The following is a 22,451-nucleotide window of genomic DNA, read 5'->3' as shown; positions in this document are numbered from 1 at the left end:
CGCGGCCATGATCTGTGTTTAGGGGCTGTTCGCTGACTGGAAACGATGCGCGTCAAGCGGCATCGGAGACATTCCGGCAACAGTCCAGGTTCTTGCGTCTTGCGTAAAAACATGGTGATAGTTAGGTACGCGCTGCTCCCTGCGAGCACCGTGAAGAAAAAGGGGTTTCAGATGCGCAGAATTGCCATGATGGCTGTTTTGGCCTCCACGGCGCTCGCCGCGCCGGCGATGGCCAAGGACAAGGCGTGGTACGTCGGTATCGAAGGCGGCGGCATGATCGTCGAAGATACCAAGATCAACATCGGTGCCGTTGCACCCGCCGCGACTGCCAACCACAAGACCGGCTTCGACGTCGACGGCGTCGTCGGCTACGATCTGGGCATGGTTCGCCTCGAGGGCGAAGTCGGCTACAAGCGTGCCGAGGCGGCTGGTCATGAGACCACGACCCGCATCGGTGGCCTGCCTGCCGGCCGCTACTTCGGTTACGCTTCGGGCTCGACCGAAGTGCTGAGCTTCATGGGCAACGCGCTCCTGAACTTCGGTGCGGACGACTCGATCAACGGCTATGTCGGCGCCGGTGCCGGTATCGCCCGCGTCAAGTATGACGCCTATCGCCTGTATGGCGGCATTCCGTACGCCGATGGCAGCGACAGCCGCTTCGCGTGGCAGGTCCTGGCCGGCGTGCTGTATCCCGTCACCGACCATATCGACGTCGGCGCGAAGTACCGTTTCTTCAACGTCTATGGCGTCAGTGTTGCTGGCAACACGTTCAACGCTCTGGCCGCTGGCGAGACCAAGGCGAAGTTCCGGTCTCACTCGCTTCTCGCGAGCCTGATCTACAACTTCGGCGAGCCGGCCGCACCGCCGCCGCCTCCCCCGCCGCCGCCGCCGCCGCCGCCGCCTCCTCCGCCCCCGCCGCCGCCTCCCCCGGCGACGCCTGGTCCGTTCATCGTGTTCTTCGACTGGGATAAGTCGGCGATCACGCCGGAGGCTTCCTCGATCCTCGACAACGCGGCTCAGGCCTATGCGACGACGGGTCAGGCTTCGGTCATGCTGGCCGGCCACACCGATAAGTCCGGTTCGGACTCGTACAACGTTGGTCTCTCCCAGCGTCGTGCGGACTCGGTCAAGGCTTACCTGACCAGCAAGGGCGTGCCTGAGACGGCGCTTGCGACCGAAGCATTCGGCGAGAGCCGTCCGCTGGTCGACACGGCCGATGGTGTCCGCGAGCCGCAGAACCGGCGCGTGGAAATCACCTTCGGTCCGGGTGCGGGTCAGTAATCGACCCGATCCGCCGCAAGGCGATCACAGACAGAGGGGTCGGCGGAAACGCCGGCCCCTTTTTCTTTGTCCGCTGATCGGCGGGCCCTCTGGGGCAGTCGCGGTGACCGCGCCGAGGTCGGATCAGTCTAGTGGGTAGCGCCCGACCACGACGTAGCTCGACCCGTCCCGACCCAGGATGCTCTCGTAGATAGAAATGTGCGAAGGGCGCGGGCTCGACGTGCAGGCCGGCGTTCGCGGCGAGCCAGGGGTCGATCGGCGGCGTGCTGCTTCCCAGCCGGGCGAGCGTGATATGCGCGCGAAAGGCGCGGGTTTCGGAAGGGATGCCGACGCCGAGCAGGGCGCGATCGACCGCTTTCACGATCCGCGAGAGATCGGGAGGGGCCGGGACCGATGCCCACAGGCTGTGCGGCCGTCCCCGGCTCGCGAAGACGCCGACGCCCTCCACGCCCAGCGCCAATGTCGGCGCGTCGACCTGCGCCAGCGCGGCGACGACATCGGCATAAAGATCCCGATCCACGTCGCCAATGAAACGGAGCGTGAGGTGCAGCTGCTCGTCGCTCTGCCAGCGTGCGCCGGACAAGCCGTGCATCGTCGCGCGCAGAAGCCCCCGCATCGCCGGCGGCGGCCTCAAGGCGACGAACAGACGGGCCATTTCGTGTTTCCCAAATATTTCCGGGCCGCTATCCTATGGCTCGACTGTGGGGCGCGCCACCCGATCGCGACGTGCGGCGCCCGGTTCGTGCGGCCGAACTCGCATCGTCTCTCTTGAATCGGCGGCGATATGAGCCGATATTCGCAGTCAGCGCCGATGTGGGCGCGAGAGGAGTTTCTTCGAGATGGCAAACCGGTCCGACCCATGGGGCACGCCCGCCCAGTCGACCAATGTCGGCATCGGCGCAGGCGCGCGCGATGCGGGTCTCAGGTCGTATATGCTTTCGGTCTACAATTACATGTCGTCGGCGGTGCTGCTGACCGGCATCGTCGCCTTGCTGTTCGCGTACAACACCGCGACCGACGGCGCGAACAACAGCTATGCCGCGCAGATGGTGATCAATGGCGGCCCGCTGAAGTGGGTCGTGATGCTCGCGCCGCTCGGCGTCGTCATGTGGCTGAGCTTCGGCATCAACCGGATCAGCGAGAGCACCGCCAAGGCGTTGTTCTGGGGCTATGCGGTGCTGATGGGGCTGTCGCTCTCGACGATCCTGCTCGTCTATACGGGCACGTCGATCGCGCAGGCCTTCTTCGCGACCGCCGCCGCCTTCGCTGGCTTGAGCCTGTTCGGCTACACGACCAAGAAGGATCTGTCGGGCTTCGGCACGTTCCTGATCATGGGCGTGGTCGGCCTCGTCGTCGCCAGCCTGATCAACATGTTCCTGAAGTCCTCGGCGCTGGACCTGGTGGTCAGCTTCGTCGGCGTGCTGCTGTTCGCGGGCCTCACCGCCTACGACACGCAGCGCATCAAGAGCCTGTATTTCGAGGTGCAGGGCTCGGCGATGATCGGCAAGACCGTCATCATGGGCGCGCTGCAGCTGTATTTGGACTTCATCAACCTGTTCCTGTTCCTGCTGCGCTTCATGGGCGATCGCCGCTGAACGAGGCAGGCCCCGGCTGACCGGCTGGGCTGAAATCAGGAGGGCCCGTCGGAGCGATCCGGCGGGCCCTCTTTGTTTGGGCCGTGCCTAGCCCTTATCGGAACGGAATAGTGAAGGCCGTCACGCGTCGAACAGGCCGTCCTGGCTGTTAGCGGGGGGCGGCAGGCCGAGGTGGGTCCAAGCGCGGCCGTTGAGGCAGCGGCCGCGCGCGGTGCGCGCGATGAGGCCGAGCTGGATCAGGAAGGGCTCGATCACCTCCTCGACCGTGTCGCGCGGCTCGCCGAGGCCTGCCGCGAGCGTCTCCACTCCGACCGGACCGCCGCGATAGATGTCGGCGATCATCAGCAGATAGCGGCGATCCATCGCGTCGAGGCCGAGGCCGTCGACCTCCATGCGCGTGAGTGCGGCGTCGGCAGCCTTCGCATCAACCTCAATGTCGCCGGCGGCATGCGCGAAATCGCGGACGCGGCGGAGCAGCCGGCCGGCGATGCGCGGGGTGCCGCGCGAACGACGCGCGATCTCGTGCGCGCCGTCGGCGGTCAGCGGAAGGCCGAGCAGGCGTGCGGCGCGCGACACCACCTGCTGCAGCTCGCCGACATCGTAGAATTGCAGGCGGACGGGAATGCCGAAGCGATCGCGCAAAGGCGTGGTCAGCAGGCCCTGGCGGGTCGTCGCGCCGACGAGCGTAAAGCGCGGCAGATCGATCCGCACCGAGCGCGCGGACGGCCCCTCGCCGATCATGATATCGAGCGCGCGATCCTCCATCGCGGGATAGAGGATCTCTTCGACCGCGGGGGCGAGGCGATGGATCTCGTCGATGAAGAGGACGTCGCCTTCCTCGAGATTGGTGAGCAGGGCGGCGAGATCGCCCGATTTGGCAATGACCGGGCCGGAGGTGGCGCGGAAGCCGACGCCGAGCTCGCGGGCGATGATCTGCGCGAGCGTGGTCTTGCCGAGACCGGGCGGGCCGAAGAAGAGGACGTGATCCAGCGCCTCGCCGCGCGCCTTGGCGGCATCGAGGAAGACGCGCAGATTGTCGCGCGCCGCCTTCTGGCCGACGAACTCGGCGAGCGTCTTCGGGCGCAGCGCGGCATCGGCATCGTCGGCGAGCCGCGCGGGGTTTAGCAGGCGATCTTCGTCCGACATGCGCTCGGTCTAGAGCGAGGATCGACCAAGTGGAATCACCGTTTGTCCTGAGCCTGTCGAAGGACTGACTTTTCCTTCCGTTCGGCGAAGAAGGACGGTGCTTCGAGAGGCTGAGCACGAACGGGAGTCAGGTGAGGTTTCGGCGCAAGCACCGGGATGCGCCATCGTTTCGCCACGCTAGAGCGGTGGATGACGCAGGATGGCGGAGGGCGGACGATGAGCATCGAGGCGGGGTTGGACGCGATGGCGCAGGCGGCGGAGGCCGCGATCGCCTATCGTCGCGGGATCGCGACTGCCGAGACGACTCCGACCGCGAGCTATCGCGACATCCTGGACGCATTCGACGGTCCGGTTCCGAATGCGGGTGCGGAGCCGGCCGCGATTCTGAGCGAGCTGATCGCGCAGGCGACCCCGGGACTGCGCGGCTCGACCGCGCCGCGCTTCTTCGGCTGGGTGATCGGCACATCGCATCCGACGGGCGTGGCGGCCGATTGGCTGACCGCGGCTTGGGGCCAGAATGCGACCGCGATCGCGTCCGCGCCGGCTGCTGCGGCCGTGGAGGCGGTGGCGGCACGCTGGCTCCTGGACCTGCTCGGCTTGCCGGCCGAGGCATCGGTCGGCTTCGTCACGGGGGCCACGGTCGCGAATTTCGTGTGCCTCGCGGCGGCGCGGAGCGAAGTGCTCGCGCGCGTCGGCTGGGACGTCGAGGCGGACGGACTGTTCGGCGCACCGCCGATCCGCGTCCTCATCGGTGCCGACGCGCACGCGACCGTCCATTCCGGTCTCAAATTTCTCGGGCTGGGCGCCAGACGGCTGACGCTCGTGGATGCGGACGAGATGGGCCGGATGCGGCCGGAATCGCTCGCGAAGGCGCTTGGGCAGGGCACCGGGCCGGCGATCGTGATCGCGCAGTCCGGCCAGCTCAATACGGGCGCCAACGATCCCTTCGCGCAGATCGTGCCGATCGCGCGGGAGGCGGGCGCATGGCTGCATGTCGACGGCGCGTTCGGGCTATGGGCGCAGGCGAGCCCGACGCTGCGGCATCTGTCGGCGGGCGTCGACGGCGCGGACAGCTGGGCGACCGACGGCCACAAATGGCTGCAGACACCCTATGATTGCGGTTATGCGATCGTCCGCGATGCGGCGGCGCATCGCCGGGCGATGGCCTTTTCGGCGAGCTACATGCCGCCTGCCGCGGACAGCGAGCGCGAGCCTTCGGCCTTCGTGCCCGAATTTTCGCGCCGCGCGCGCGGCTTCGCGACCTGGGCGATGATCCGCCAGTTCGGCCGGAGCGGCGTCGCCGAGATGGTCGAGCGATGCTGCGCGATCGCGGCGCGGATCGCCGGGCGGCTCGCCGCGGAGCGCGGTATCGCAATCGTCGCGCCGGTCGAACTCAATCAGGTGATGGTCCGGTTCGGGGATGACGATGCCGCGACGCTCGCGACGATCGAGCAGATCCAGGCGGATGCGATCCTGTTCGCGGGTGGCGCGTTGTGGCGCGGCGAATGGGTGATGCGAATCTCGGTCAGCTCTTCGGCGACGACTCTCGACGATGCGGAAGTGACCGCCGATGCGATCATCGCCGCGTGGCGGCGGGTGAAAACCCGTTTCCCATCCCGTTCGTGCTGAGCTTGTCGAAGCACGGTCCTTTCTTCCGGACAAATCCCCGGAAGAAAAGGACGGCCCTTCGACAAGCTCAGGGCAAACGGGGGGCACTATCTCGAGGCTTTCCTGAGCGCGAGGCGGACGAGCGCGTTGAGGCCGGCATCCGGGCCCAGTTCTTCGGCTGCGGCGGCGACGGCGGTGGCGGCTTCGGCCGGGCGGAAGCCGAGATTGGAGAGGGCGGACACCGCGTCGGCGCTGTTGCTGCCCTTGGGCGCGATGCTCGCAGCCAGCCCCGCGCCCAGGCTCGCCGCACCGACCTTGTCCTTCAGCTCCATCGCGATGCGCTGGGCGAGCTTGGGGCCGACGCCCTGCGCGCGTGCGATCATCGCCTTGTCGCCCGCGGCGATCGCGCGCGACAGTTCGGCGGGATCGAGGACCGAGAGGATCGCGAGCGCGACGCGGCCGCCGACGCCCTGGACCGAGGTCAGCAGGCGGAACCAGTCGCGCTCCCCTGCCGAGCCGAAGCCGAACAGCGTGATCGCGTCCTCGCGCACCTGCATCTCGGTGAAGAGCATGACGTCGCCGCCGTTGGGCGGAAGCGCCGAGAGCGTGCGCGCTGAGGCCTGGACGAGATAGCCGACGCCGCCCACGTCGATCACGGCGGCGTCCGAGGAGGTTTCGGCGAGACGGCCGGAGAGGCAAGCGATCATCGTGTCGGTCTAAAGTAATCTATCGTTCGCTTCGAGCGAAGATCGAGCTTGCCGAGATCGTAGTCGAGAAGGCGCGTGGAGTTCTCGACGGATGCTTCTCGACTTCGCTCGAAGCTGCTCGAACCAAACGGTGTCTGGTCATGTGGGGATGCGGCGCGCGGTGGCGAGGTGGTGCGCGTGGGTGATCGCGACGGCGAGCGCGTCGGCGGCATCCGCGCCGGCGATCTTGGTGCCGGGGAGCAGGCGCGAGACCATCGCGTGGACCTGCGTCTTCTCCGCGGCGCCGGTGCCGACGACCGCCTTCTTGACGAGCCGCGGCGCATATTCGCCGACGACGAGCCCGGTCTGCGCAGCGGCGAGCAGGACGACGCCGCGCGCCTGGCCCAGCTTCAGCGTCGATTGCGGATTGGTGTTGACGAACACCTCCTCCACCGCCGCTGCGCCCGGATGATAAGCGGCGAAGAGCGCGCAGAGCGCCTCGTGCAACGCGACCAGCCGCGCCGCCAGCGCCGCCTTGCTGTCGGTCTTGATCTGGCCGTTGGCGATATGGGAGAGGCGGTTGCCCTCGGCGGCGATAACGCCCCAGCCGGTCGTGCCGAGCCCGGGATCGAAGCCGATCAGGATCAGCCCAACGTCTCCATGATTTCGTCCGAAATCTCGTAATTGCCGGAGACGTTCTGGACGTCGTCATCATCGTCCAGCGCATCGATGAGCTTCATCAGCGTTTCGGCATCTTCGGCCGAGACGTCGACGCTGGTCTGCGGGCGCCAGACCAGCTTGATGCCTTCGGGTTCGCCCAGCACGGGCTCGATCCCCTTGGCGACCTCGTGCAGATTCTCCTGCGCGGTCCAGATCGAGTGTCCGTCCTCGTTGCTCTCGACATCCTCGGCGCCGGCCTCGAGTGCCGCCTCGAAGACCTTCTCGGCATCGCCCGCGCTGGCGGGATAGCTGATCAGCCCGAGCCGATCGAAGCCGTGGCTGACCGCACCGGGCGCGCCGAGATTGCCGCCATTCTTGGAGAAAGCGAGGCGGACATTGGTTGCGGTGCGGTTGCGGTTGTCCGTCAGCGTCTCGACGATCAGCGCGACGCCGCCCGGGCCGAAGCCCTCGTAGCGGATCTCGTCATAGGTCTCGCCCTCGTTGCCGGCGGCCTTGTTGATCGATCGCTCGATATTGTCGCGCGGCATGCCCTCCTTGCGCGCGGCGATGACCGCCGAGCGCAGGCGCGAATTCATGGCTATATCGGGCAGGCCCGCGCGCGCCGCCACGGTGATCTCGCGGCTGAGCTTGGAGAACAGGACGGCGCGCTTTTTGTCCTGCGCGCCCTTGCGGTGCATGATGTTCTTATATTTGCTGTGGCCGGCCATGGCGGCTTCTTCTCGCTCTTCGGGCTGATAGGATGGCGCGCTCTAGCGCGCTTCGCCGCCCGTCGCCAGTCGCAGCGCGACCGCAGCGACGGCACAACTGAGCGCGAGCTGCAGCGCCGAGACGAGACCGTCGACAATCCCCAGGAAAGCGAGCGGCCCGCGCGGGATCTCGACGCGCACGCTGATCAGCGTGAAGGCGACGTGCAAAGCGGCGAAGGGCAGGACGAGGATCGCGAATGCGCCCAGCAGGCTGACATCATGTCCGCGCAGGTTGCGCCAGAGGTGGCCGAGATCGCCAAGCGGTGCGCCGGCGGCGAGCGCAGCGTTCCAGGCGAGCAGGCGGATTGCGATCAAGCCCCAGGCGGCGAGGCCGATGAAATTGGCGAGCCATTCTCCGGCGAGAGCCGGCGCGGGCGGGGTGACTTTCAGCGTCGCGGCGCGCACCGCGATCATGCCGATCAGCAGCAGGATCTGAAGAAGGCTGAAGCGCCAGAAGTCCGGCCCGATCCGGAAGCCGCCGCGCGGATCGACGATGCGGCGCTGGACGACGAAGCTGATCCAGAAAACGAGCGCGACGCGGAGGAGTGCGGCCAGCGCGAACGCCATGTCCGGCCGCTGGCCCGCCGCTGGCGCGGTCGCAAAATCGATCAGGTTGGTCCCGATCGTGACCGCCAGCAACGCGGCCAGCATCGGCCCCCGCAGGCGGCCTAGCAGCGCGAGCGAAGCACGCGTCACGTGCATCTGGCTCACGGGCGGGCGGCCCATTGCGGACGCTTAAGCGAGGCCGAGCGCCGCCTTGTAGGTTTCCAGCAACGCTTCCGCTTCGTCACGGGCATGCTTCTCCATCTTCCGCAGCCGGACGATCGAGCGCATCGTCTTGACGTCATAGCCGGTGCTCTTCGCTTCGTTGTAAACGTCGCGAATATCGTCGGCCATGCCCTTCTTCTCTTCCTCGAGCCGCTCGATGCGCTCGATGAACAGGCGGAGCTGCTCGGCCGCGATAATGTCCGACATGGTGGTGCGAATCCCTTGGTTTTCGATGGGCGAGGGGCGGCGACTAAGCATCCGGCGGGACGCGCGCAAGCGCGGGTCGGGCTGAGGTGCGGAACAATGGCAGAGCTTTCAGTTGGCTTGTCGCGATGGATTGCATAGGTGATTGAGCTCGTCGCGCCGGATATCATCAATTCCGAGCCCTGCCTTAATGGTTTCGCGATGTTGAGGTTGACGGTCGAGCGTTGTCACGCTCTTGTGCGTTGAGATCGGCGAAAGGCCGTTCCGCACTCCCATCGACCGGAAACCACCGCCCGTGCCCAGCGCTTCGCTTTTGCCCGATGAAGAGCGCGCACCGCGCGTGATCGAGCGGATCGACGTCGGCCAGGCGATCAGCCTGACCGAGCTGTTCACGATCGGCATCGGCCCCTCGAGTTCGCACACAGTAGGCCCGATGCGCGCCGCGCGCGACTTTGCCGAGCGTGCGATCGCGGGCGGGGATATGGTCGGGGTTTTGGCCGAGCTGTTTGGATCGCTCGCCTTGACCGGGCGCGGCCATGCGACCGACATCGCGATCCTGCTCGGCCTGTCCGGCGAGGCGCCGGAGACCGCCGATCCCGATCGCATCGCCGAGACGGTCGCCACGATCCGCGAGAGGCGCGGGCTGCAGCTCGGCGGCAGTGTGCCGGTACCGTTCGTCGAAGAGACTGACTTGCTTTTCCACAAGGGGCGCTTCCTTGAGGGGCATGCCAATGCGGTGCGCTTCACCGCGACTTTCGCGGACGGGCGGACCGAGGCCGCCGTCTATTTCTCGATCGGCGGCGGCGTCATCCTGCGCGAGGGCGAGCCGCCGCTGCGCGTCAACTTCACGCTGCCGCATCCGTTCAGCTCGGGTGAGGAGTTGCTGCGGATCGGCGAGAAGACGGGGCTTTCGATCGGGCAGATCGTGGATCGCAACGAACTGTCCTGGCGCCCGGCCGCCGAGACCGATGCGTTTCTCGATGCGGTGCGCGGCGCGATGCTCGATTGCATCGAGCGCGGCGTGAAGGGCGAGGGGATATTACCCGGCGGGCTCAACGTCCGCCGCCGGGCGCGCGATCTCCACAATCGCCTGCTTGCGCGCGGACCGCGCAGCGATCCTTCGGCGGTGTTCGAATGGGTCAGCCTGTGGGCGCTCGCGGTCAACGAGGAGAATGCCGCGGGCGGGCGTGTCGTCACCGCGCCGACCAATGGCGCCGCCGGGGTGCTGCCCGCCGTCCTCAAATATTATGAGGTGTTCACCGCCGCGCCGACGCGGGCGGGAAGTCGCCTGCTGCTGACGACGGCGGCGGCGATCGGCTTTCTCTACAAGAAGCGCGCGTCGATCTCTGCGGCGGAGATGGGCTGTCAGGGCGAGGTCGGCGTCGCGTGCTCGATGGCCGCGGCGGGGCTGGCGGCGGCATTGGGCGCGACCAACGAGCAGATCGAGAATGCCGCCGAGATCGGGATGGAGCATAATCTGGGGCTGACCTGCGATCCGATCGGCGGGCTCGTGCAGATCCCATGCATCGAGCGCAACACGATGGGCGCGATCAAGGCGATCAACGCCGCCTATCTCGCGCTGCATGGCGACGGGCGGCACATCGTCAGCCTCGATGCGGTGATCGAGACGATGCGACAGACCGGCGAGGATATGCGCTCCAAATATAAGGAGACCAGCCTCGGCGGGCTGGCGGTGAACGTGGTGGAATGCTGATTTAGCCTCCCCCCTCCCTTAAAAGGAAGGGACTGAGGAGTGGGGCGCTGTCGGCAGGTGAGGTCGTCGCAAGCGGCCGACCCACCCCCGGCCCCTCCCTTTCAGGGAGGGGTGAAGACAGCTATTTTCCCCGCCCGGTTTCCTCCTGAAGTGCGTCGATGCGCTTCGACGCGTCGGCCTTGGTCAGGCCATCCTCGAATTTTTCGTGCGCTTCCTCGCTCAGCGTCTTGAGATAGGAGGCCTGCGCGCCGGTCATCGGTTCGTCGCCGGTCGTCCAGTCGTCCGGATCCTTCTCGGCGTTCGAGGTCGGGTGGCTTTTCGGGTTGTCGATCATGGCGTTTCTCCTTGCCCGATCCAACGCCGATGTTCCCTCCCTGTTCCCGTCAGCCGAGCGGAAGATCCAGCGCTTCGGCGACGGCGGCGTGGCGGATCCTGCCCCCGGAGACGTTGAGCCCGTTGGCCAGATGCAGGTCCGCCGCCATCGCCGCCTCGGCGCCGAGATTGGCGAGCTTCAGCGCGAAGGGCAGGGTCGCGTTGTTGAGCGCGAAGGCCGAGGTGCGTGCGACCGCTCCAGGCATGTTGGCGACGCAATAATGGATGATGCCGTCGACCTCGAAGACGGGATCGTCGTGCGTCGTCGCGTGGCTCGTCTCGAAGCAGCCGCCCTGATCGATCGCGATATCGACGAGCACCGAGCCGCGCTTCATCGTCTTGAGCATGTCGCGCGTGACGAGCTTCGGCGCGGCCGCCCCGGGGATCAACACCGCGCCGATGACGAGATGCGCCTTGGCGACGGCCGACGCGATCGCCGCCTTCGAGGCGTAGGCCGTCTTGATCTGGCTGGAGAAGAACATGTCGAGTTCGGCAAGGCGATCATTGTTGATGTCGTAGATCGTTACGTCGGCGCGCATGCCGACCGCCATCTGCGCGGCATTCACGCCGGCAATGCCGCCGCCGAGGATCGCGACGCGTGCGGGCGCCACGCCGGGGACGCCGCCCAGGAGCACGCCGCGTCCGCCCTGCTCCTTCTCCAGATAATGCGCGCCGACCTGAATCGACATGCGCCCGGCGACCTCGGACATCGGCTTCAGCAGCGGCAGGCCGCCGCGCAGGCTCGTCACCGTCTCATAGGCGATGCAGGTCGCGCCCGATTTCATCAGCCCTTCCGCCTGCGGCTTGTCGGCGGCGAGATGGAGATAGGTGAAGAGAAGGTGGTGCGGACGCAGGCGCGCGATCTCGATCGGCTGCGGTTCCTTCACCTTCACGATCATCTCGGCCGCATCGAACACGGCATCGGCACCGGGCACGATCCGCGCGCCGGCATCGACATAGTCCTGATCCTCGAAATCGATGCCGAGGCCGGCGCCCGTCTCGACGATCAGCTCGTGTCCCGCGCCGACCAGCTCGCTGACCGAGGGGGGCGTCAGGCCGACGCGATATTCGTGGTTCTTGATCTCTTTCGGCACGCCGATCTTCATCGTCTCTCTCCGGACTACCCCTGCTCAATGCATAGCGCGGAAGCGGGGTCCCGTCGCTGTTGCCGCGGTTCATCGCGCGTGATACCGCGCCGCCCGCTGCCGCTGGGCCTTTCCGGTCGGCGCCTGCGAAGACGCAGCGGGCCAGTCAGGATCGCGTAACGGATGTCCACCGACATCGCCGTTCAGAACAATGCCGATCCGCTGGAGCCTTCGCCGGGGGCGTCGACTCATGGGCCCAAGGAGGGCCTTCCGCGGCTCGCGCTCGGCGCGATCGGCATCGTCTTCGGCGATATCGGCACGAGCCCGCTCTACGCCTTCCGCGAGACCTTCGCCGGGCATCACCGGCTGGCGCCGACACCCGAAAACATCCTCGGCGTGCTGAGCCTGATCTTCTGGTCGATGATGATCGTCGTGACGGTCAAATATGTCATGATCATCATGCGCGCGGACAATAAGGGCGAGGGCGGGAGCCTCGCCTTGCTCGCTTTGATCTCGCGTTCGGCATCGACCAAGGTGCGCTGGACCAAGGGCCTGATCCTGCTCGGCGTGTTCGCGACCGCCCTGTTCTACGGCGACAGCATGATCACCCCGGCGATGTCGGTGCTGACCGCGGTCGAGGGCCTTGCCGTCGTCAATCACGGCTTCGCGCCGTTCATCCTGCCGATCGCGCTGACGATCCTGTTCGGGCTGTTCACGATCCAGTCGCGCGGCGTCGGCAAGGTCGGGCTGCTGTTCGGCCCGATCATGGTGTTGTATTTCCTCGTCCTCGCGGTGCTCGGGATCGTGAACATCCTCGCCGAGCCGGGCGTCTTCTACGCGCTCAATCCGTGGCACGCGGTGCGTTTCTTCGTCGACGATGGGATCCGCGCCTTCCTGGCGATGGGCTCGGTGGTGCTCGCGGTGACGGGCGCCGAAGCGCTCTACGCGGATATGGGGCATTTCGGGCGCAAGCCGATCGGCGTCTCCTGGCTCGTCTTCGTGCTGCCCGCGCTGATGCTCAACTATCTGGGGCAAGGCGCGATGATCCTCGCCGCGACACCGGCGCAGGCGCTCGCATTGGTCCACAATCCCTTTTTCCTGATGGCGTCGGAGCAGGTGCGGCTGCCGCTCGTGATCCTCGCCACCGTCGCGACGGTCATCGCCAGCCAGGCGGTGATCTCGGGCGCCTTCTCGGTCACGCAGCAGGCGATCCAGCTGGGTTTCATTCCCCGCCTGCGGATCATCCACACAAGCTCCAGCGCCGCCGGCCAGATCTACATCCCTAGCATCAATTGGGCGCTGATGGTGATGGTGATGGTGCTGGTCGTGACCTTCAGGAGCTCGTCCAACCTCGCCGCAGCTTATGGCATCGCCGTTTCGGGAGCGATGATGATCGACAGTTGCCTGATCGGCGTCGTGCTGTTCAGCCTGTGGAAGTGGAAGCCGTGGTTCGGCGCGCCCCTGCTCGCCCTCTTCCTGCTCGTCGATTTCGCCTATCTCGCCGCGAACCTGACGAAGGTGCCCGACGGCGGCTGGTTCCCGCTGCTGATCGGTTTCATCATCTTCACGCTGCTGACCACCTGGGCGCGGGGCCGCGCGTTGATGATCGCGCGGATGCGCGAGGCGACGATGCCGGTCGACGTGTTCGTCCGCTCGGCGGCAGGCTCGGCGACGCGCGTGCCGGGAACGGCGGTGTTCATGACCTCCAGCCCGCACGGCGTGCCGCACGCGCTGCTCCACAATCTGAAGCACAACAAGGTGCTCCACGAGCGCGTGATCCTGCTGACGGTGAAGATCGAGGACGTGCCCTATCTCGATCAGTCGAAGCGGCTGTTCCTCGAGGATCTGGGGCAGGGCTTCTGGCGGCTCGTCGTGCGCTACGGCTTCATGGACGATCCCGACGTGCCGGCCGCGCTCGCGCGCACCACCGATTGCGGGCCGAGCTTCAAGATGATGGAGACGAGCTTCTTCCTCGCCCGGCAGACTCTGATCGCCTCGTCGCGGCCGGGCATGGCGATCTGGCGCGAGAAACTGTTCGCCTGGATGCTGCGCAACGCGGAAAGCGCGATGGAATTCTTCCGGCTGCCCACCAATCGCGTCGTCGAGCTGGGCAGCCAGGTCGAGATCTGATCCGGATCGGAGCCGCTTCGGCTTCGTTAGGCCTGCTCCCCACCGGAGATGCGCCCGTGCTCGAGACCATAGCCAGTTATGTGGCGCCCGCCGCGACGATGATCGCGGCGATGATGACCGCGGCCAATCTGGGCGCGCGGGTGACCGGCTGGGGCTTCGTCGTCTTCTCGATCGGCGCGGTCGCGTGGATCATCGATGCGCTCGCGACCGGGCAGAACAATCTGCTGCTGTCGAACGCGTTCCTGCTGCTCGTCGATCTGGTCGGAATCTGGCGCTGGCTCGGCCGGCAGAGCGCCTATGACGACGGTGCGCAGGCGGCGCGCGACGAGAGTGCGCAGACCGCCAAGCCGACCCTGTTTCCCATCGGCGCGCTCGCCGGCAAGCCGGTGAAGGGGCAAAGCGGATCCGCGATCGGCACGGCGATCGAGGCGATGGCGTCCTGCGCCGAAGGCAAGGTGGAATATATCGTCGTCAGCCGCGGCGGTGTCGGCGGCGTCGGCGAGACGTTGCATGCGATCGGCTGGGGCGAAAGCGTCTATCATGACGGCGGGCTCGAGACAAAGCTGAGCGAGGCGGATCTCGCCGCGCGGCCCGCGCTCGATCGCGCACGGTGGCCGGTGACCGCGGCGCTCGCCGGTGCCCACTGATTCCGCGCCGATCATCGTCTCGGCGCTGTTCGCGCCGGCCGATCTTGCGTGGCTCGACGGCCTGCGTCGCGCGCATTTTCCGCCGGAGCGCAACCAGCTCTCCGCGCATCTGACGCTGTTCCATCATCTGCCGCCCTCGGCAGCGGATGAGCTTCGCCAGCGGCTTTCGACCCTGACGCGCTCCGCGGTATCGCCCGCTGCACGAGCTGCCGCGCTCATGTCGCTCGGCAATGGCGTTGCGATCAGGATAGCATCGCCTGCGCTGGAAGAGGTGCGGGCGCACATCGCCGAGGCTTTCGTCGGGATGCTGACGCCGCAGGATCAGGCGGGCTGGCGCCCGCACGTCACGATCCAGAACAAGGTATCGGCCGAGACGGCGCGGACGCTGATGCGCGAGCTCGGCGCGACATTTCGCGAAAGGCCGGTGCGGATCATCGGAATCGGCACCTATGTTTACCGAGGCGGCCCGTGGGAGCCGCTCTCGCGCCATATGTTCGCCGGCGGCTGACCGCCGGCGATATGGTCAGTCGAGCTGGCCGATGCCGGCGCAGCTCAGATCGAAGGCGGCGAGGCCCGCATCGAGATAGCCGGCAAGCGTCGGCATCTCGAGCAGCTGATCGACTGGGCTCTCGGAATCGGGATCGCGCGCTTCTTCCAGCGCTTCGGTCCATTCGCTGGCATCATATGTGCCGCGGCCGACCCAGGCGAGCGCGAGGATCTCCTGGACCTGATCCTCGCCGAGATCGTCGAGGAGCGCGGAAATCTCTTCCTCGATCGCCTCGTTGGCATCGTCGTCCATCACGGCGAAGGGATCGTCCGAATCGGTCGGGTCCTCTTCGTCGTCGGTATCGTTGGAGGGGACCTGCGCTTCCATCTCGCGTGCGCGAATGATGAGGCGGCAGATCGTTTCGAGCGGCGTCAGCAGGTCCATCATCAGCTCCTAGAGGCAATCGAGGCGCGAACGAGAGGGCGAGGCTGCGGTTCCTTGGCGGTGCGCGGATATGTTGACCGGGGAGCGACCCCTTTCTATAGGCGCGCCTCCGCCGAGGAAGTGGCGGGGTAGCTCAGCTGGTTAGAGCACGGGAATCATAATCCTGGGGTCGGGGGTTCAAGTCCCTCTCCCGCTACCATTTCCTCGATACCGCGCCGGGGCGTCGCGGCCCCAAATGCCCGGCATCACGACGATGCGCAGGCTCAGGCGGCGCTGGTTTCCAGTTGCTCGGTCAGCGCCAGCCATGCGGCCTCGGCCTCGTCGAGCGCGGTCGCGACGTCGGCGCGCTTCTTCATCAGCTCGCTCATCGACAACTTCGCATGGGCCGCGTCGGCGGTCTTCGGATCGAACATGGCGCGATCCAGCGCGGAGCGCTCGGCGGTCAAAGTCGCCATCTTCGCTTCGGCCTCACTGACGCGCTTCTTCAAGGCGAGCGCCTTGTCGCGCGCCTCGGCGGCGGCCTTCTTGTCCTTCGCCTTGCCCTTCGTGCCGCCCTTGCCGCCGCCGTCCTTCGAAAGGATGAAGGCGGTATAATCTTCGAGGCTGCCATCGAACTCGACCGCGCGGCCGCTGTCGACGAGCACCAGCCGGTCGGCGGTGAGCTCGACCATGTGGCGATCGTGGCTGACGAGGATGACCGCGCCCTTATAGCCGTTCAGCGCCTGGACGAGCGCTTCGCGCGCATCGACGTCCAGATGGTTGGTCGGCTCGTCGAGGATCAGCAGATGCGGCGCATCGCGAGTGATGAGCGCGAGCGCGAGGCGCGCTTTCTCGCCGCCCGACATCTTGCCGACCGCGCCGACCGCCTTGTCGCCCGAGAAGCCGAATCGGCCGAGCTGCGCGCGCACCGCGGCGGGCGATTTGCCCTTCATCACGCGCGTCATATGCGCGAGCGGCGTGTCCGATCCGTCGAGCTCCTCCACCTGATACTGGGTGAAATAGCCGACCTTCATCTTGCCCGACGCGCTCATCGTCCCGTCCATCGGCGCGAGCTGCGCGGCGAGCAGGCGTGCGAGCGTCGTCTTGCCGTTGCCGTTGCGGCCGAGCAGAGCCAGGCGGTCGTCTGGATCGATGCGCATGTTGAGCCGCTCAAGGATCGGCGTGTCGCCGTAGCCGACGCTGGCGAGGTCCAGCGTGATCAGCGGCGGACGCAATTCCTCGGGATCCGGGAAGTCGAAGCTCAAGGAGGGATCGTCGACGAGCTCGGCGATCGGCTGCATCTTGGCGAGCATCTTCTGGCGCGACTGGGCCTGCTTGGCGGTGGAGGCGCGCGCCGAATTGCGCGCGATGTAATCCTGCAATTTCTCGCGCTGGACGTCCTGATTCGCCTTAGCAGCGGCAGCCTGGGCGGCACGCTCGGCGCGCTGGCGCTCGAACGCGTCATAGCCGCCCGCATAGAGCGAGACCTTGCCGCCCTGGAGATGCAGGATGTTGTCGACGACGTTGTTGAGCAGATCACGCTCGTGGCTGATGACGACCATCATCGCCGGATAGGATTTGAGGAAGCTCTCCAGCCAGAGCGTCGCTTCCAGATCGAGATGGTTCGAGGGCTCGTCGAGCAGCAGCAGATCGGGATTCGAGAAGAGGAGCGCGGCGAGCGCGACGCGCATCTTCCAGCCACCCGAAAAGCTGTCGAGCGGGCGGCTCTGCGCTTCCTCGTCGAAGCCCAAGCCGACGAGTATGCCCGCGGCGCGCGCGGGGGCGGTATACGCGTCGATCGCGATCAGCCGCTCATAGACGTCACCGAGCCGATCGGGATCCTCGCAGGTCTCGCTCTCGACGAGCAACGTCGCGCGTTCGGTATCAGCGGCGAGCACGGTCTCGATCGGCGTGGAGGCGCCGTGGGGCGCTTCCTGTGCGATATAGCCGATGCGCGTGCCGCGCGGCATCTCGATCGATCCGTTGTCGGGATCGAGATGGCCCATCATCACTTTCATGAGCGTGGACTTGCCAGCGCCGTTGCGGCCGATCAGGCCGACGCGGGAGCGGGGCGGGAGCGTCGCGGATGCGCCGTCGAGGATCGTGCGGCCGCCGAGGCGCACGGTGATGCCATTGATGTTGAGCATGGCGGCGCGCCTAGCATGTTGCGGCGCAATAGGGGAGGGGCCTGAAAGATCCGCGTTCCGACATATCCGGTTCAGCCACGAGGCCGCACAGGATGACGTTTCGATGACATTCGACCGGATCGACGCCGGCACGACGAGAAGTGGGCCAGCCGCCAGATGCCGTTCAGCACGACCGCCGCCCAGATCAGCAAGGTGTTTTCGGATCGCGACGAGCCGGCGGCCGGCGCTCCTGCCATCGCGCTGCCCGGTATCTGGCTCGCGGGGGCGTTGGCGCTCAGTCTGTTCGGCTTCGTGTGGCTGATGCTCTGGACGGACGAGACGATCAGCCCATTGGCGGTGGGGACGTCGACGATCTGCGCCGCCGGGATCGTGATCGTCGCCGTCCGCACGATCTTCCGCGAGGCCGTTGCCGGCTGGCCGCGTGCGGCACGCGATTTCAGCGAATATTTGGGCCTGTTCGGCGCGATCTGCCTGCTAGGCGCGATGGCGAGCTACCCGATCGCGGCGATCAACCATGGCTTTGCCGATGCGCGGCTCGCCGCGATCGACCAGCAGCTGCGCTTCAACTGGATCGCCTGGTACGATGTCGTCGCCGCGCATCCGGCGCTGCAGATGCTGGGGCGCAGCGTCTATGACAGCATCTTCGTGACGCCGGTCATCCTGCTCGGCTATTTCGCGGCGACCGGCCGGCAGGCCGATGCGCGGCGGTTCATCCTCTCCTTCTGGCTGGCGGCGGTACTGACGCTGTCGCTGTTCAGCCTGATGCCCGCCGAAGGGCCGCTCGCCTTCCTGTGGCACGGGCCGGTGCCCTATATGCCGGTCAGCGCGCTCTATCAGGCGGAGCTGATCCCGGCGCTGCGCGATCATGCGCTGCACAGCATCGATCCCGGCCAGCTGCGCGGGCTTGTTTGCGCGCCGAGCTTCCATGCGGCGAGCGCGACTCTGTTCATCGCCACGGCTTGGCGTGCGCGATCGCTACGCTGGCCGCTGATCACGCTCAACGGCGCGATGCTGCTGGCGACCCCCGTGGAGGGGACGCATTATTGCGCCGATCTGCTGGCCGGGATCCTCGTGTCGCTCGTCGCCATCATCGGCGGCTACGCGCTAACGCATCTGGCCGGGCGACGCGCCGTCTCGGCCTTGCGTGTCGGTCGGATGTCTTCGTAGCGACCCGTGATCGCTTCGTGGCCCAAGCGGTTGCCGCGATCGTCCTGCGCTACCGGCTCCCCTTATGGGATCGGCTTTGCGGCATGAAACCGCAGACTGATGATCAGCCGTGACGCGTCATGCTGGCGCGTTCGCCTGGCCCTTGTAACGCGCGCGGAATGCGTCGGCCCACAGGGTCAGTCGCCCGGCGCCGATCGCCTCGCGCAGGCTCGCCATCAACTGCTGATAGAACCACAGATTGTGCTCGGTCAGCAGCATCGCGCCGAGCATCTCGTTCGATTTCACCAGATGGTGGAGATAGGCGCGGCTCCAGCCGGCGATGGGGCTGTCCGGATCGATCGGCGACAGATCTTCGGCCCATTTCGCATTGCGGATGTTGACGGGGCCGTCCCAGGTGAAGGCCTGGCCGTTGCGGCCCGAGCGGGTCGGTAGCACGCAATCGAACATGTCGATCCCCCGCTCGACCGCGCCGACGATGTCGTCGGGCTTGCCCACACCCATCAGATAGCGCGGCTTGGCCTCGTCCAGCATGCCGGGCGCGTAATCGAGGCAGGCGAACATCGCCTCCTGACCCTCGCCGACCGCGAGCCCGCCGACCGCATAACCATCGAAGCCGATCCCCTTCAGCGCCTCGGCGGATCGGCCGCGCAGGTCCGGATCGAGCGCGCCCTGCTGAATGCCGAAGATGGCGGCGCGCGCGGCGTGATCGATCCCGCCGTCGAACGCTTTTCGCGAACGCTCGGCCCAGCGCATCGAGCGCGCCATCGCCGCTTCCTGGACGTCGCGCGTCGAGGTGGTCGGCACGAGTTCGTCGAAGGCCATGACGATGTCGGAGCCGAGCAGGCGCTGGATTTCGATCGAGCGTTCGGGGCTGATCATGTGCGCGGAGCCGTCGAGGTGGCTCTTGAAGGCGACGCCATCCTCGCTGCGCTTGGTCAGCGCCGACAGGCTCATCACCTGATAGCCGCCGCTGTCGGTGAGGATCGGCCGCTCCCAGCCGCTGAACGCATGCAGGCCGCCGAGCCGCGCGACCCGCTCGGCACCGGGGCGGAGCATCAGGTGATAGGTATTGCCGAGAATGATGTCGGCGCCGGTCACGCGCACGTCGGCGGGTTTCATCGCCTTGACCGTGCCGGCCGTGCCGACGGGCATGAAGGCCGGCGTGCGGATCACGCCGCGCTGCATGGCGATCTCGCCAAGGCGCGCCTTGCCGTCGGTGTGGTGAAGGGTGAAGGCGAAGCGGGGACGGTCCGTCATCGGCCGGGCCTTAATGGCCCGGGACGCGCGCGTCACGTCCCGCCCCATCGGGCTGTGACGCGCGGCGCGCTTGATGCGACATATACAAATCGTTACATGTCGATTTGGAGGCATTCTGCGCGGTTGGGGCTGCGGCGGTCGGTGCCGGGGAGGGGCGATGGCGCGCGGATTCGGGCCAGATCCGATTGTTTCAGCGCCCCACGGGCGGACGCTGCTGACCTTCGACAAGGCGCGGTTGAATACCGTCCGGGGACTGGCGATCCTGCTCGTGGTCGTCTTTCACGTGATCGGTCCCGGCCCGGGCGATGGCATGCGTCTTCCTGCCGAATCGCCGCTTCATCCCTTTGCGGCCGGTCTCGCATTCCTGCGCTTGCCCGTACTCGCGACCGTTTCGGGCTATCTCTATGCCCGCCGCCGGTTGGCAAATCGGCACATGCTCGGACCTTTCTTTCGGACCAAGACGGTGCGCCTCATCGTCCCGGCCGTGCTGGCGTTGGTCGTGTTCCAGCAGATCCATGCCGCGATGGGGGAAACCGTGCCGCTGCCGAGGGCGCTCTTTTTCGCGTATGAGCATTTCTGGTATATCCAGTCGCTACTCGTGATCTTCTTCGTGATCGCGCTGTGCGATGCGGTGTGGCAGCCGGACTGGATCTCGCTGCTGCTCGGTGCCTTCGGCCTCAGCACCCTTTGCGCGTTATCCGCCTATCATCCTTTCCTCAGCCTCGGCGGCGCGCTGACGCTTGCACCGCTCTTCCTGATCGGAATGGTTTTCCGCGATCGGGCGGCTGTGCTCAGCAGTCCCGCTTTCGATCGGTTGGCGGGAGGCGCGGTCCTCATCTATCTGCTGGGATATATCGCCAACCAGCTCATCTTTCACATGCCGGGCCAGCCGGCCACACTCGGTTATTGCATGGGCGGGGGAGCGACGGCATTCCTGCTTTTCCGCTATACGCCCGCGATCAGGGGGCTGAACCTGCTCGGCGAATATAGCCTGAGCGTCTATCTCTGGCATCCTGCGGCAGCAGGCCTCGCCCGGACTGTCGTCTACCGCTTCGCGCCCGAGTCCGGGATGTTGCTCCTCTTTGCCGCGATGCTGACCACCGGGCTGCTGGTTCCGATCTCGATGGCGAAAATAGCCGGCGCGATCTCGATGCCGGCGCGCCTGTCGGGCGGACGGGCCTGGAAGCCGTCGCGCAGTTGGCCGCGGCCGCGCATGTCGATATTCGCTCCGCCGAGCCCGGCCGAGGATCCCCACCAGGAATCGCGGGCTGCCTGAGGGAAGTCCGATCCGGATCAGTCCGGCCGGAGGTTCAGCCGCCAATATTCGCCCTGGACGGGCTCGCCGAAATGGTCGTGCATCTCGCTGCGGGTCAGGTGGAACCCCTTGGCGGCATAGATGCGACGCGCACTCGTCAGGATCGTGTGCGTCCACAATTCCATCGTCTCGTAGCCCGCGTCGCGCGCGAAGCCGACGCAGGCATCGACGAGCAATTCGCCCAGGCCCAGGCCGCGCGCGAACGGCTCGACATAAAGGAGGCGCAGCTTGGCAAGGCCCGGCGTCTTGCCGTCCGTGCAAAAGATGGATCCCGCCATGCGCCCGCCGACCTCGCCGACCCAGCATTGTTCGCGGCCGGGCTGGAAATCGCGGAGGAAGCCGGTCGTGACCTCGCCCAGCAGCACCTCCATCGGCCGGCCCCAGTCCCAGCCCTCCTGATAGAGGATTGCCTGACGCGCGGCGATCAGCCCCATGTCGCCGGGCCGGAAGGTGCGGATCGTCGGCGCAGGCGGTGGGCCGGAGAGCAAGGCCTGCGCCTCCCCCAGCGCCTCGGTCGCCCGGCTGCGCGCGGCGGGCGCCAGCGGCTCGAGCATCGCGACGACGGCCGCGCGCTGGCGGCGATCGAGATCGGCGAAGAGCGCGCGTCCGGCGGGGGCGAGCAGGATCGGGCGGCGGCGGCCGTCGGCGGCATCGCGCGGGCGCTCGATCCACCCGCGGCTCTCGAAGCGCGCGAGCAGACGGCTGAGATAGCCGGCATCCATGCCGAGCCGCGGACCGATGTCGGCGGCGAGCGCGCGATCCTCCTGCGCGATCTCGAACAGCAGCCGCGCCTCGGGCAACGACATCTCGCTATCGAGGAAGCGCGGGCTCAGCGCTCCGACAGCGCGCGTGTAGAAGCGGTTGAACGACCGCACCGTCTCGATCTGGTCCATACGAGCTGCTTATCTGCGAATAGTTGACGATGTCAAATATCTGCCGAACGCTTGGAGGAGGCGGGCTGTCGCTCGCGACAGGCTGACCGCGATGGCTTC

At 66.9% G+C, this 22,451-nt stretch carries 22 protein-coding genes and 1 tRNA gene; 10 read left to right on the top strand and 13 right to left on the bottom strand.

What is annotated here, in order from left to right:
- Positions 1 to 171 precede the first annotated feature (171 nt).
- The gene (locus Q4F19_RS05280) at positions 172 to 1,281 is read left to right on the top strand and encodes an OmpA family protein (RefSeq protein WP_303541004.1); all 1,110 of its coding nucleotides are present in this window, start codon (positions 172 to 174) and stop codon (positions 1,279 to 1,281) included.
- Here Q4F19_RS05280 and thpR read toward each other — a convergent pair.
- Positions 1,253 to 1,936 (bottom strand): RNA 2',3'-cyclic phosphodiesterase, encoded by a 684-nt coding sequence (thpR, locus tag Q4F19_RS05275; protein ID WP_303540483.1) that lies wholly within the window; start codon positions 1,934 to 1,936, stop codon positions 1,253 to 1,255. The genes Q4F19_RS05280 and thpR overlap by 29 nt on opposite strands.
- 184 nt (positions 1,937 to 2,120) lie before the next feature.
- Between thpR and Q4F19_RS05270 the strand changes: the two genes are divergently transcribed.
- On the top strand, positions 2,121 to 2,876 hold the full coding sequence (locus tag Q4F19_RS05270; RefSeq protein WP_431312364.1) for a Bax inhibitor-1/YccA family protein: 756 nt from the start codon (positions 2,121 to 2,123) through the stop codon (positions 2,874 to 2,876).
- Positions 2,877 to 2,996: 120 nt separating this feature from the next.
- Here the strand turns inward: Q4F19_RS05270 and ruvB are convergent, their stop codons facing one another.
- Positions 2,997 to 4,022, bottom strand: a complete 1,026-nt coding sequence (gene ruvB, locus Q4F19_RS05265) for a Holliday junction branch migration DNA helicase RuvB (RefSeq protein ID WP_303540482.1) — start codon at positions 4,020 to 4,022, stop codon at positions 2,997 to 2,999.
- A gap of 156 nt (positions 4,023 to 4,178) precedes the next feature.
- On the opposite strand from ruvB, the gene Q4F19_RS05260 reads away from it, so the two are divergent.
- Positions 4,179 to 5,651: a pyridoxal phosphate-dependent decarboxylase family protein gene (locus tag Q4F19_RS05260; protein ID WP_303540481.1), complete on the top strand. Its 1,473-nt coding sequence runs from the start codon at positions 4,179 to 4,181 to the stop codon at positions 5,649 to 5,651.
- An 86-nt stretch (positions 5,652 to 5,737) separates the two neighbouring features.
- Here the strand turns inward: Q4F19_RS05260 and ruvA are convergent, their stop codons facing one another.
- The 5 genes from ruvA to Q4F19_RS05235 form a co-directional block, all read right to left on the bottom strand.
- A complete protein-coding gene (gene ruvA, locus Q4F19_RS05255; RefSeq protein ID WP_303540479.1) occupies positions 5,738 to 6,337 on the bottom strand; it encodes a Holliday junction branch migration protein RuvA in 600 nt (199 codons plus the stop codon).
- 138 nt (positions 6,338 to 6,475) lie between these two features.
- Positions 6,476 to 6,964: a crossover junction endodeoxyribonuclease RuvC gene (gene ruvC / locus Q4F19_RS05250; protein ID WP_303541001.1), complete on the bottom strand. Its 489-nt coding sequence runs from the start codon at positions 6,962 to 6,964 to the stop codon at positions 6,476 to 6,478.
- Positions 6,961 to 7,704, bottom strand: coding sequence for a YebC/PmpR family DNA-binding transcriptional regulator (locus Q4F19_RS05245; protein WP_303540477.1), 744 nt, complete (start codon positions 7,702 to 7,704; stop codon positions 6,961 to 6,963). The genes ruvC and Q4F19_RS05245 overlap by 4 nt, the downstream gene beginning before the upstream one ends.
- Positions 7,705 to 7,746: 42 nt before the next feature.
- The gene (locus Q4F19_RS05240; RefSeq protein WP_303540475.1) at positions 7,747 to 8,469 is read right to left on the bottom strand and encodes a hypothetical protein; all 723 of its coding nucleotides are present in this window, start codon (positions 8,467 to 8,469) and stop codon (positions 7,747 to 7,749) included.
- Between the two features lie 9 nt (positions 8,470 to 8,478).
- Positions 8,479 to 8,718, bottom strand: a complete 240-nt coding sequence (locus tag Q4F19_RS05235; RefSeq protein WP_303540473.1) for a DUF2312 domain-containing protein — start codon at positions 8,716 to 8,718, stop codon at positions 8,479 to 8,481.
- 337 nt (positions 8,719 to 9,055) lie between these two features.
- On the opposite strand from Q4F19_RS05235, the gene Q4F19_RS05230 reads away from it, so the two are divergent.
- Positions 9,056 to 10,429, top strand: a complete 1,374-nt coding sequence (locus Q4F19_RS05230; RefSeq protein WP_303541000.1) for an L-serine ammonia-lyase — start codon at positions 9,056 to 9,058, stop codon at positions 10,427 to 10,429.
- A 121-nt stretch (positions 10,430 to 10,550) separates the two neighbouring features.
- On the opposite strand, the gene Q4F19_RS05225 is transcribed toward Q4F19_RS05230, so the two are convergent.
- Together Q4F19_RS05225 and ald are read right to left on the bottom strand one after the other, a co-directional pair.
- The gene (locus tag Q4F19_RS05225) at positions 10,551 to 10,763 is read right to left on the bottom strand and encodes a DUF3072 domain-containing protein (RefSeq protein WP_303540471.1); all 213 of its coding nucleotides are present in this window, start codon (positions 10,761 to 10,763) and stop codon (positions 10,551 to 10,553) included.
- A gap of 49 nt (positions 10,764 to 10,812) precedes the next feature.
- A complete protein-coding gene (gene ald, locus Q4F19_RS05220) occupies positions 10,813 to 11,907 on the bottom strand; it encodes an alanine dehydrogenase (protein WP_303540469.1) in 1,095 nt (364 codons plus the stop codon).
- A 162-nt stretch (positions 11,908 to 12,069) separates the two neighbouring features.
- Between ald and Q4F19_RS05215 the strand changes: the two genes are divergently transcribed.
- From Q4F19_RS05215 to Q4F19_RS05205, 3 genes are read left to right on the top strand one after another with little or no spacing between them, the layout of a single operon-like run.
- Positions 12,070 to 14,016: a potassium transporter Kup gene (locus Q4F19_RS05215; protein WP_303540467.1), complete on the top strand. Its 1,947-nt coding sequence runs from the start codon at positions 12,070 to 12,072 to the stop codon at positions 14,014 to 14,016.
- 56 nt (positions 14,017 to 14,072) lie between these two features.
- The gene (locus Q4F19_RS05210) at positions 14,073 to 14,663 is read left to right on the top strand and encodes a PRC-barrel domain-containing protein (RefSeq protein WP_303540465.1); all 591 of its coding nucleotides are present in this window, start codon (positions 14,073 to 14,075) and stop codon (positions 14,661 to 14,663) included.
- On the top strand, positions 14,653 to 15,171 hold the full coding sequence (locus tag Q4F19_RS05205) for a 2'-5' RNA ligase family protein (protein WP_303540464.1): 519 nt from the start codon (positions 14,653 to 14,655) through the stop codon (positions 15,169 to 15,171). Before Q4F19_RS05210 ends, Q4F19_RS05205 begins: the two co-directional genes overlap by 11 nt.
- Before the next feature lie 15 nt (positions 15,172 to 15,186).
- Here the strand turns inward: Q4F19_RS05205 and Q4F19_RS05200 are convergent, their stop codons facing one another.
- The gene (locus Q4F19_RS05200) at positions 15,187 to 15,594 is read right to left on the bottom strand and encodes a DUF3775 domain-containing protein (RefSeq protein WP_303540462.1); all 408 of its coding nucleotides are present in this window, start codon (positions 15,592 to 15,594) and stop codon (positions 15,187 to 15,189) included.
- Positions 15,595 to 15,716: 122 nt separating this feature from the next.
- On the opposite strand from Q4F19_RS05200, the gene Q4F19_RS05195 reads away from it, so the two are divergent.
- Positions 15,717 to 15,793: transfer RNA gene (locus tag Q4F19_RS05195), tRNA-Met, on the top strand.
- A gap of 64 nt (positions 15,794 to 15,857) precedes the next feature.
- On the opposite strand, the gene Q4F19_RS05190 is transcribed toward Q4F19_RS05195, so the two are convergent.
- Positions 15,858 to 17,720, bottom strand: coding sequence for an ABC-F family ATP-binding cassette domain-containing protein (locus Q4F19_RS05190; protein ID WP_303540460.1), 1,863 nt, complete (start codon positions 17,718 to 17,720; stop codon positions 15,858 to 15,860).
- 156 nt (positions 17,721 to 17,876) lie between these two features.
- Between Q4F19_RS05190 and Q4F19_RS05185 the strand changes: the two genes are divergently transcribed.
- Entirely contained in the window at positions 17,877 to 18,887 is a 1,011-nt protein-coding gene (locus Q4F19_RS05185; RefSeq protein ID WP_303540458.1) for a phosphatase PAP2 family protein, read from the top strand.
- A gap of 117 nt (positions 18,888 to 19,004) precedes the next feature.
- On the opposite strand, the gene tgt is transcribed toward Q4F19_RS05185, so the two are convergent.
- Complete coding sequence (tgt, locus tag Q4F19_RS05180) at positions 19,005 to 20,144, bottom strand: tRNA guanosine(34) transglycosylase Tgt (RefSeq protein WP_303540456.1); 1,140 nt, start codon at positions 20,142 to 20,144, stop codon at positions 19,005 to 19,007.
- Between the two features lie 157 nt (positions 20,145 to 20,301).
- On the opposite strand from tgt, the gene Q4F19_RS05175 reads away from it, so the two are divergent.
- The gene (locus Q4F19_RS05175) at positions 20,302 to 21,420 is read left to right on the top strand and encodes an acyltransferase family protein (RefSeq protein ID WP_303540454.1); all 1,119 of its coding nucleotides are present in this window, start codon (positions 20,302 to 20,304) and stop codon (positions 21,418 to 21,420) included.
- A gap of 17 nt (positions 21,421 to 21,437) precedes the next feature.
- On the opposite strand, the gene Q4F19_RS05170 is transcribed toward Q4F19_RS05175, so the two are convergent.
- Positions 21,438 to 22,352 (bottom strand): bifunctional helix-turn-helix transcriptional regulator/GNAT family N-acetyltransferase, encoded by a 915-nt coding sequence (locus tag Q4F19_RS05170; RefSeq protein ID WP_303540453.1) that lies wholly within the window; start codon positions 22,350 to 22,352, stop codon positions 21,438 to 21,440.
- Positions 22,353 to 22,451: the final 99 nt, after the last annotated feature.

This window comes from Sphingomonas natans, assembly GCF_030546695.1.
GTDB lineage: Bacteria > Pseudomonadota > Alphaproteobacteria > Sphingomonadales > Sphingomonadaceae > Sphingomonas_I > Sphingomonas_I natans.
The sequence above is the reverse complement of the archived record's forward strand: the minus strand, read 5'-3'. Positions and strand labels throughout refer to the sequence as shown.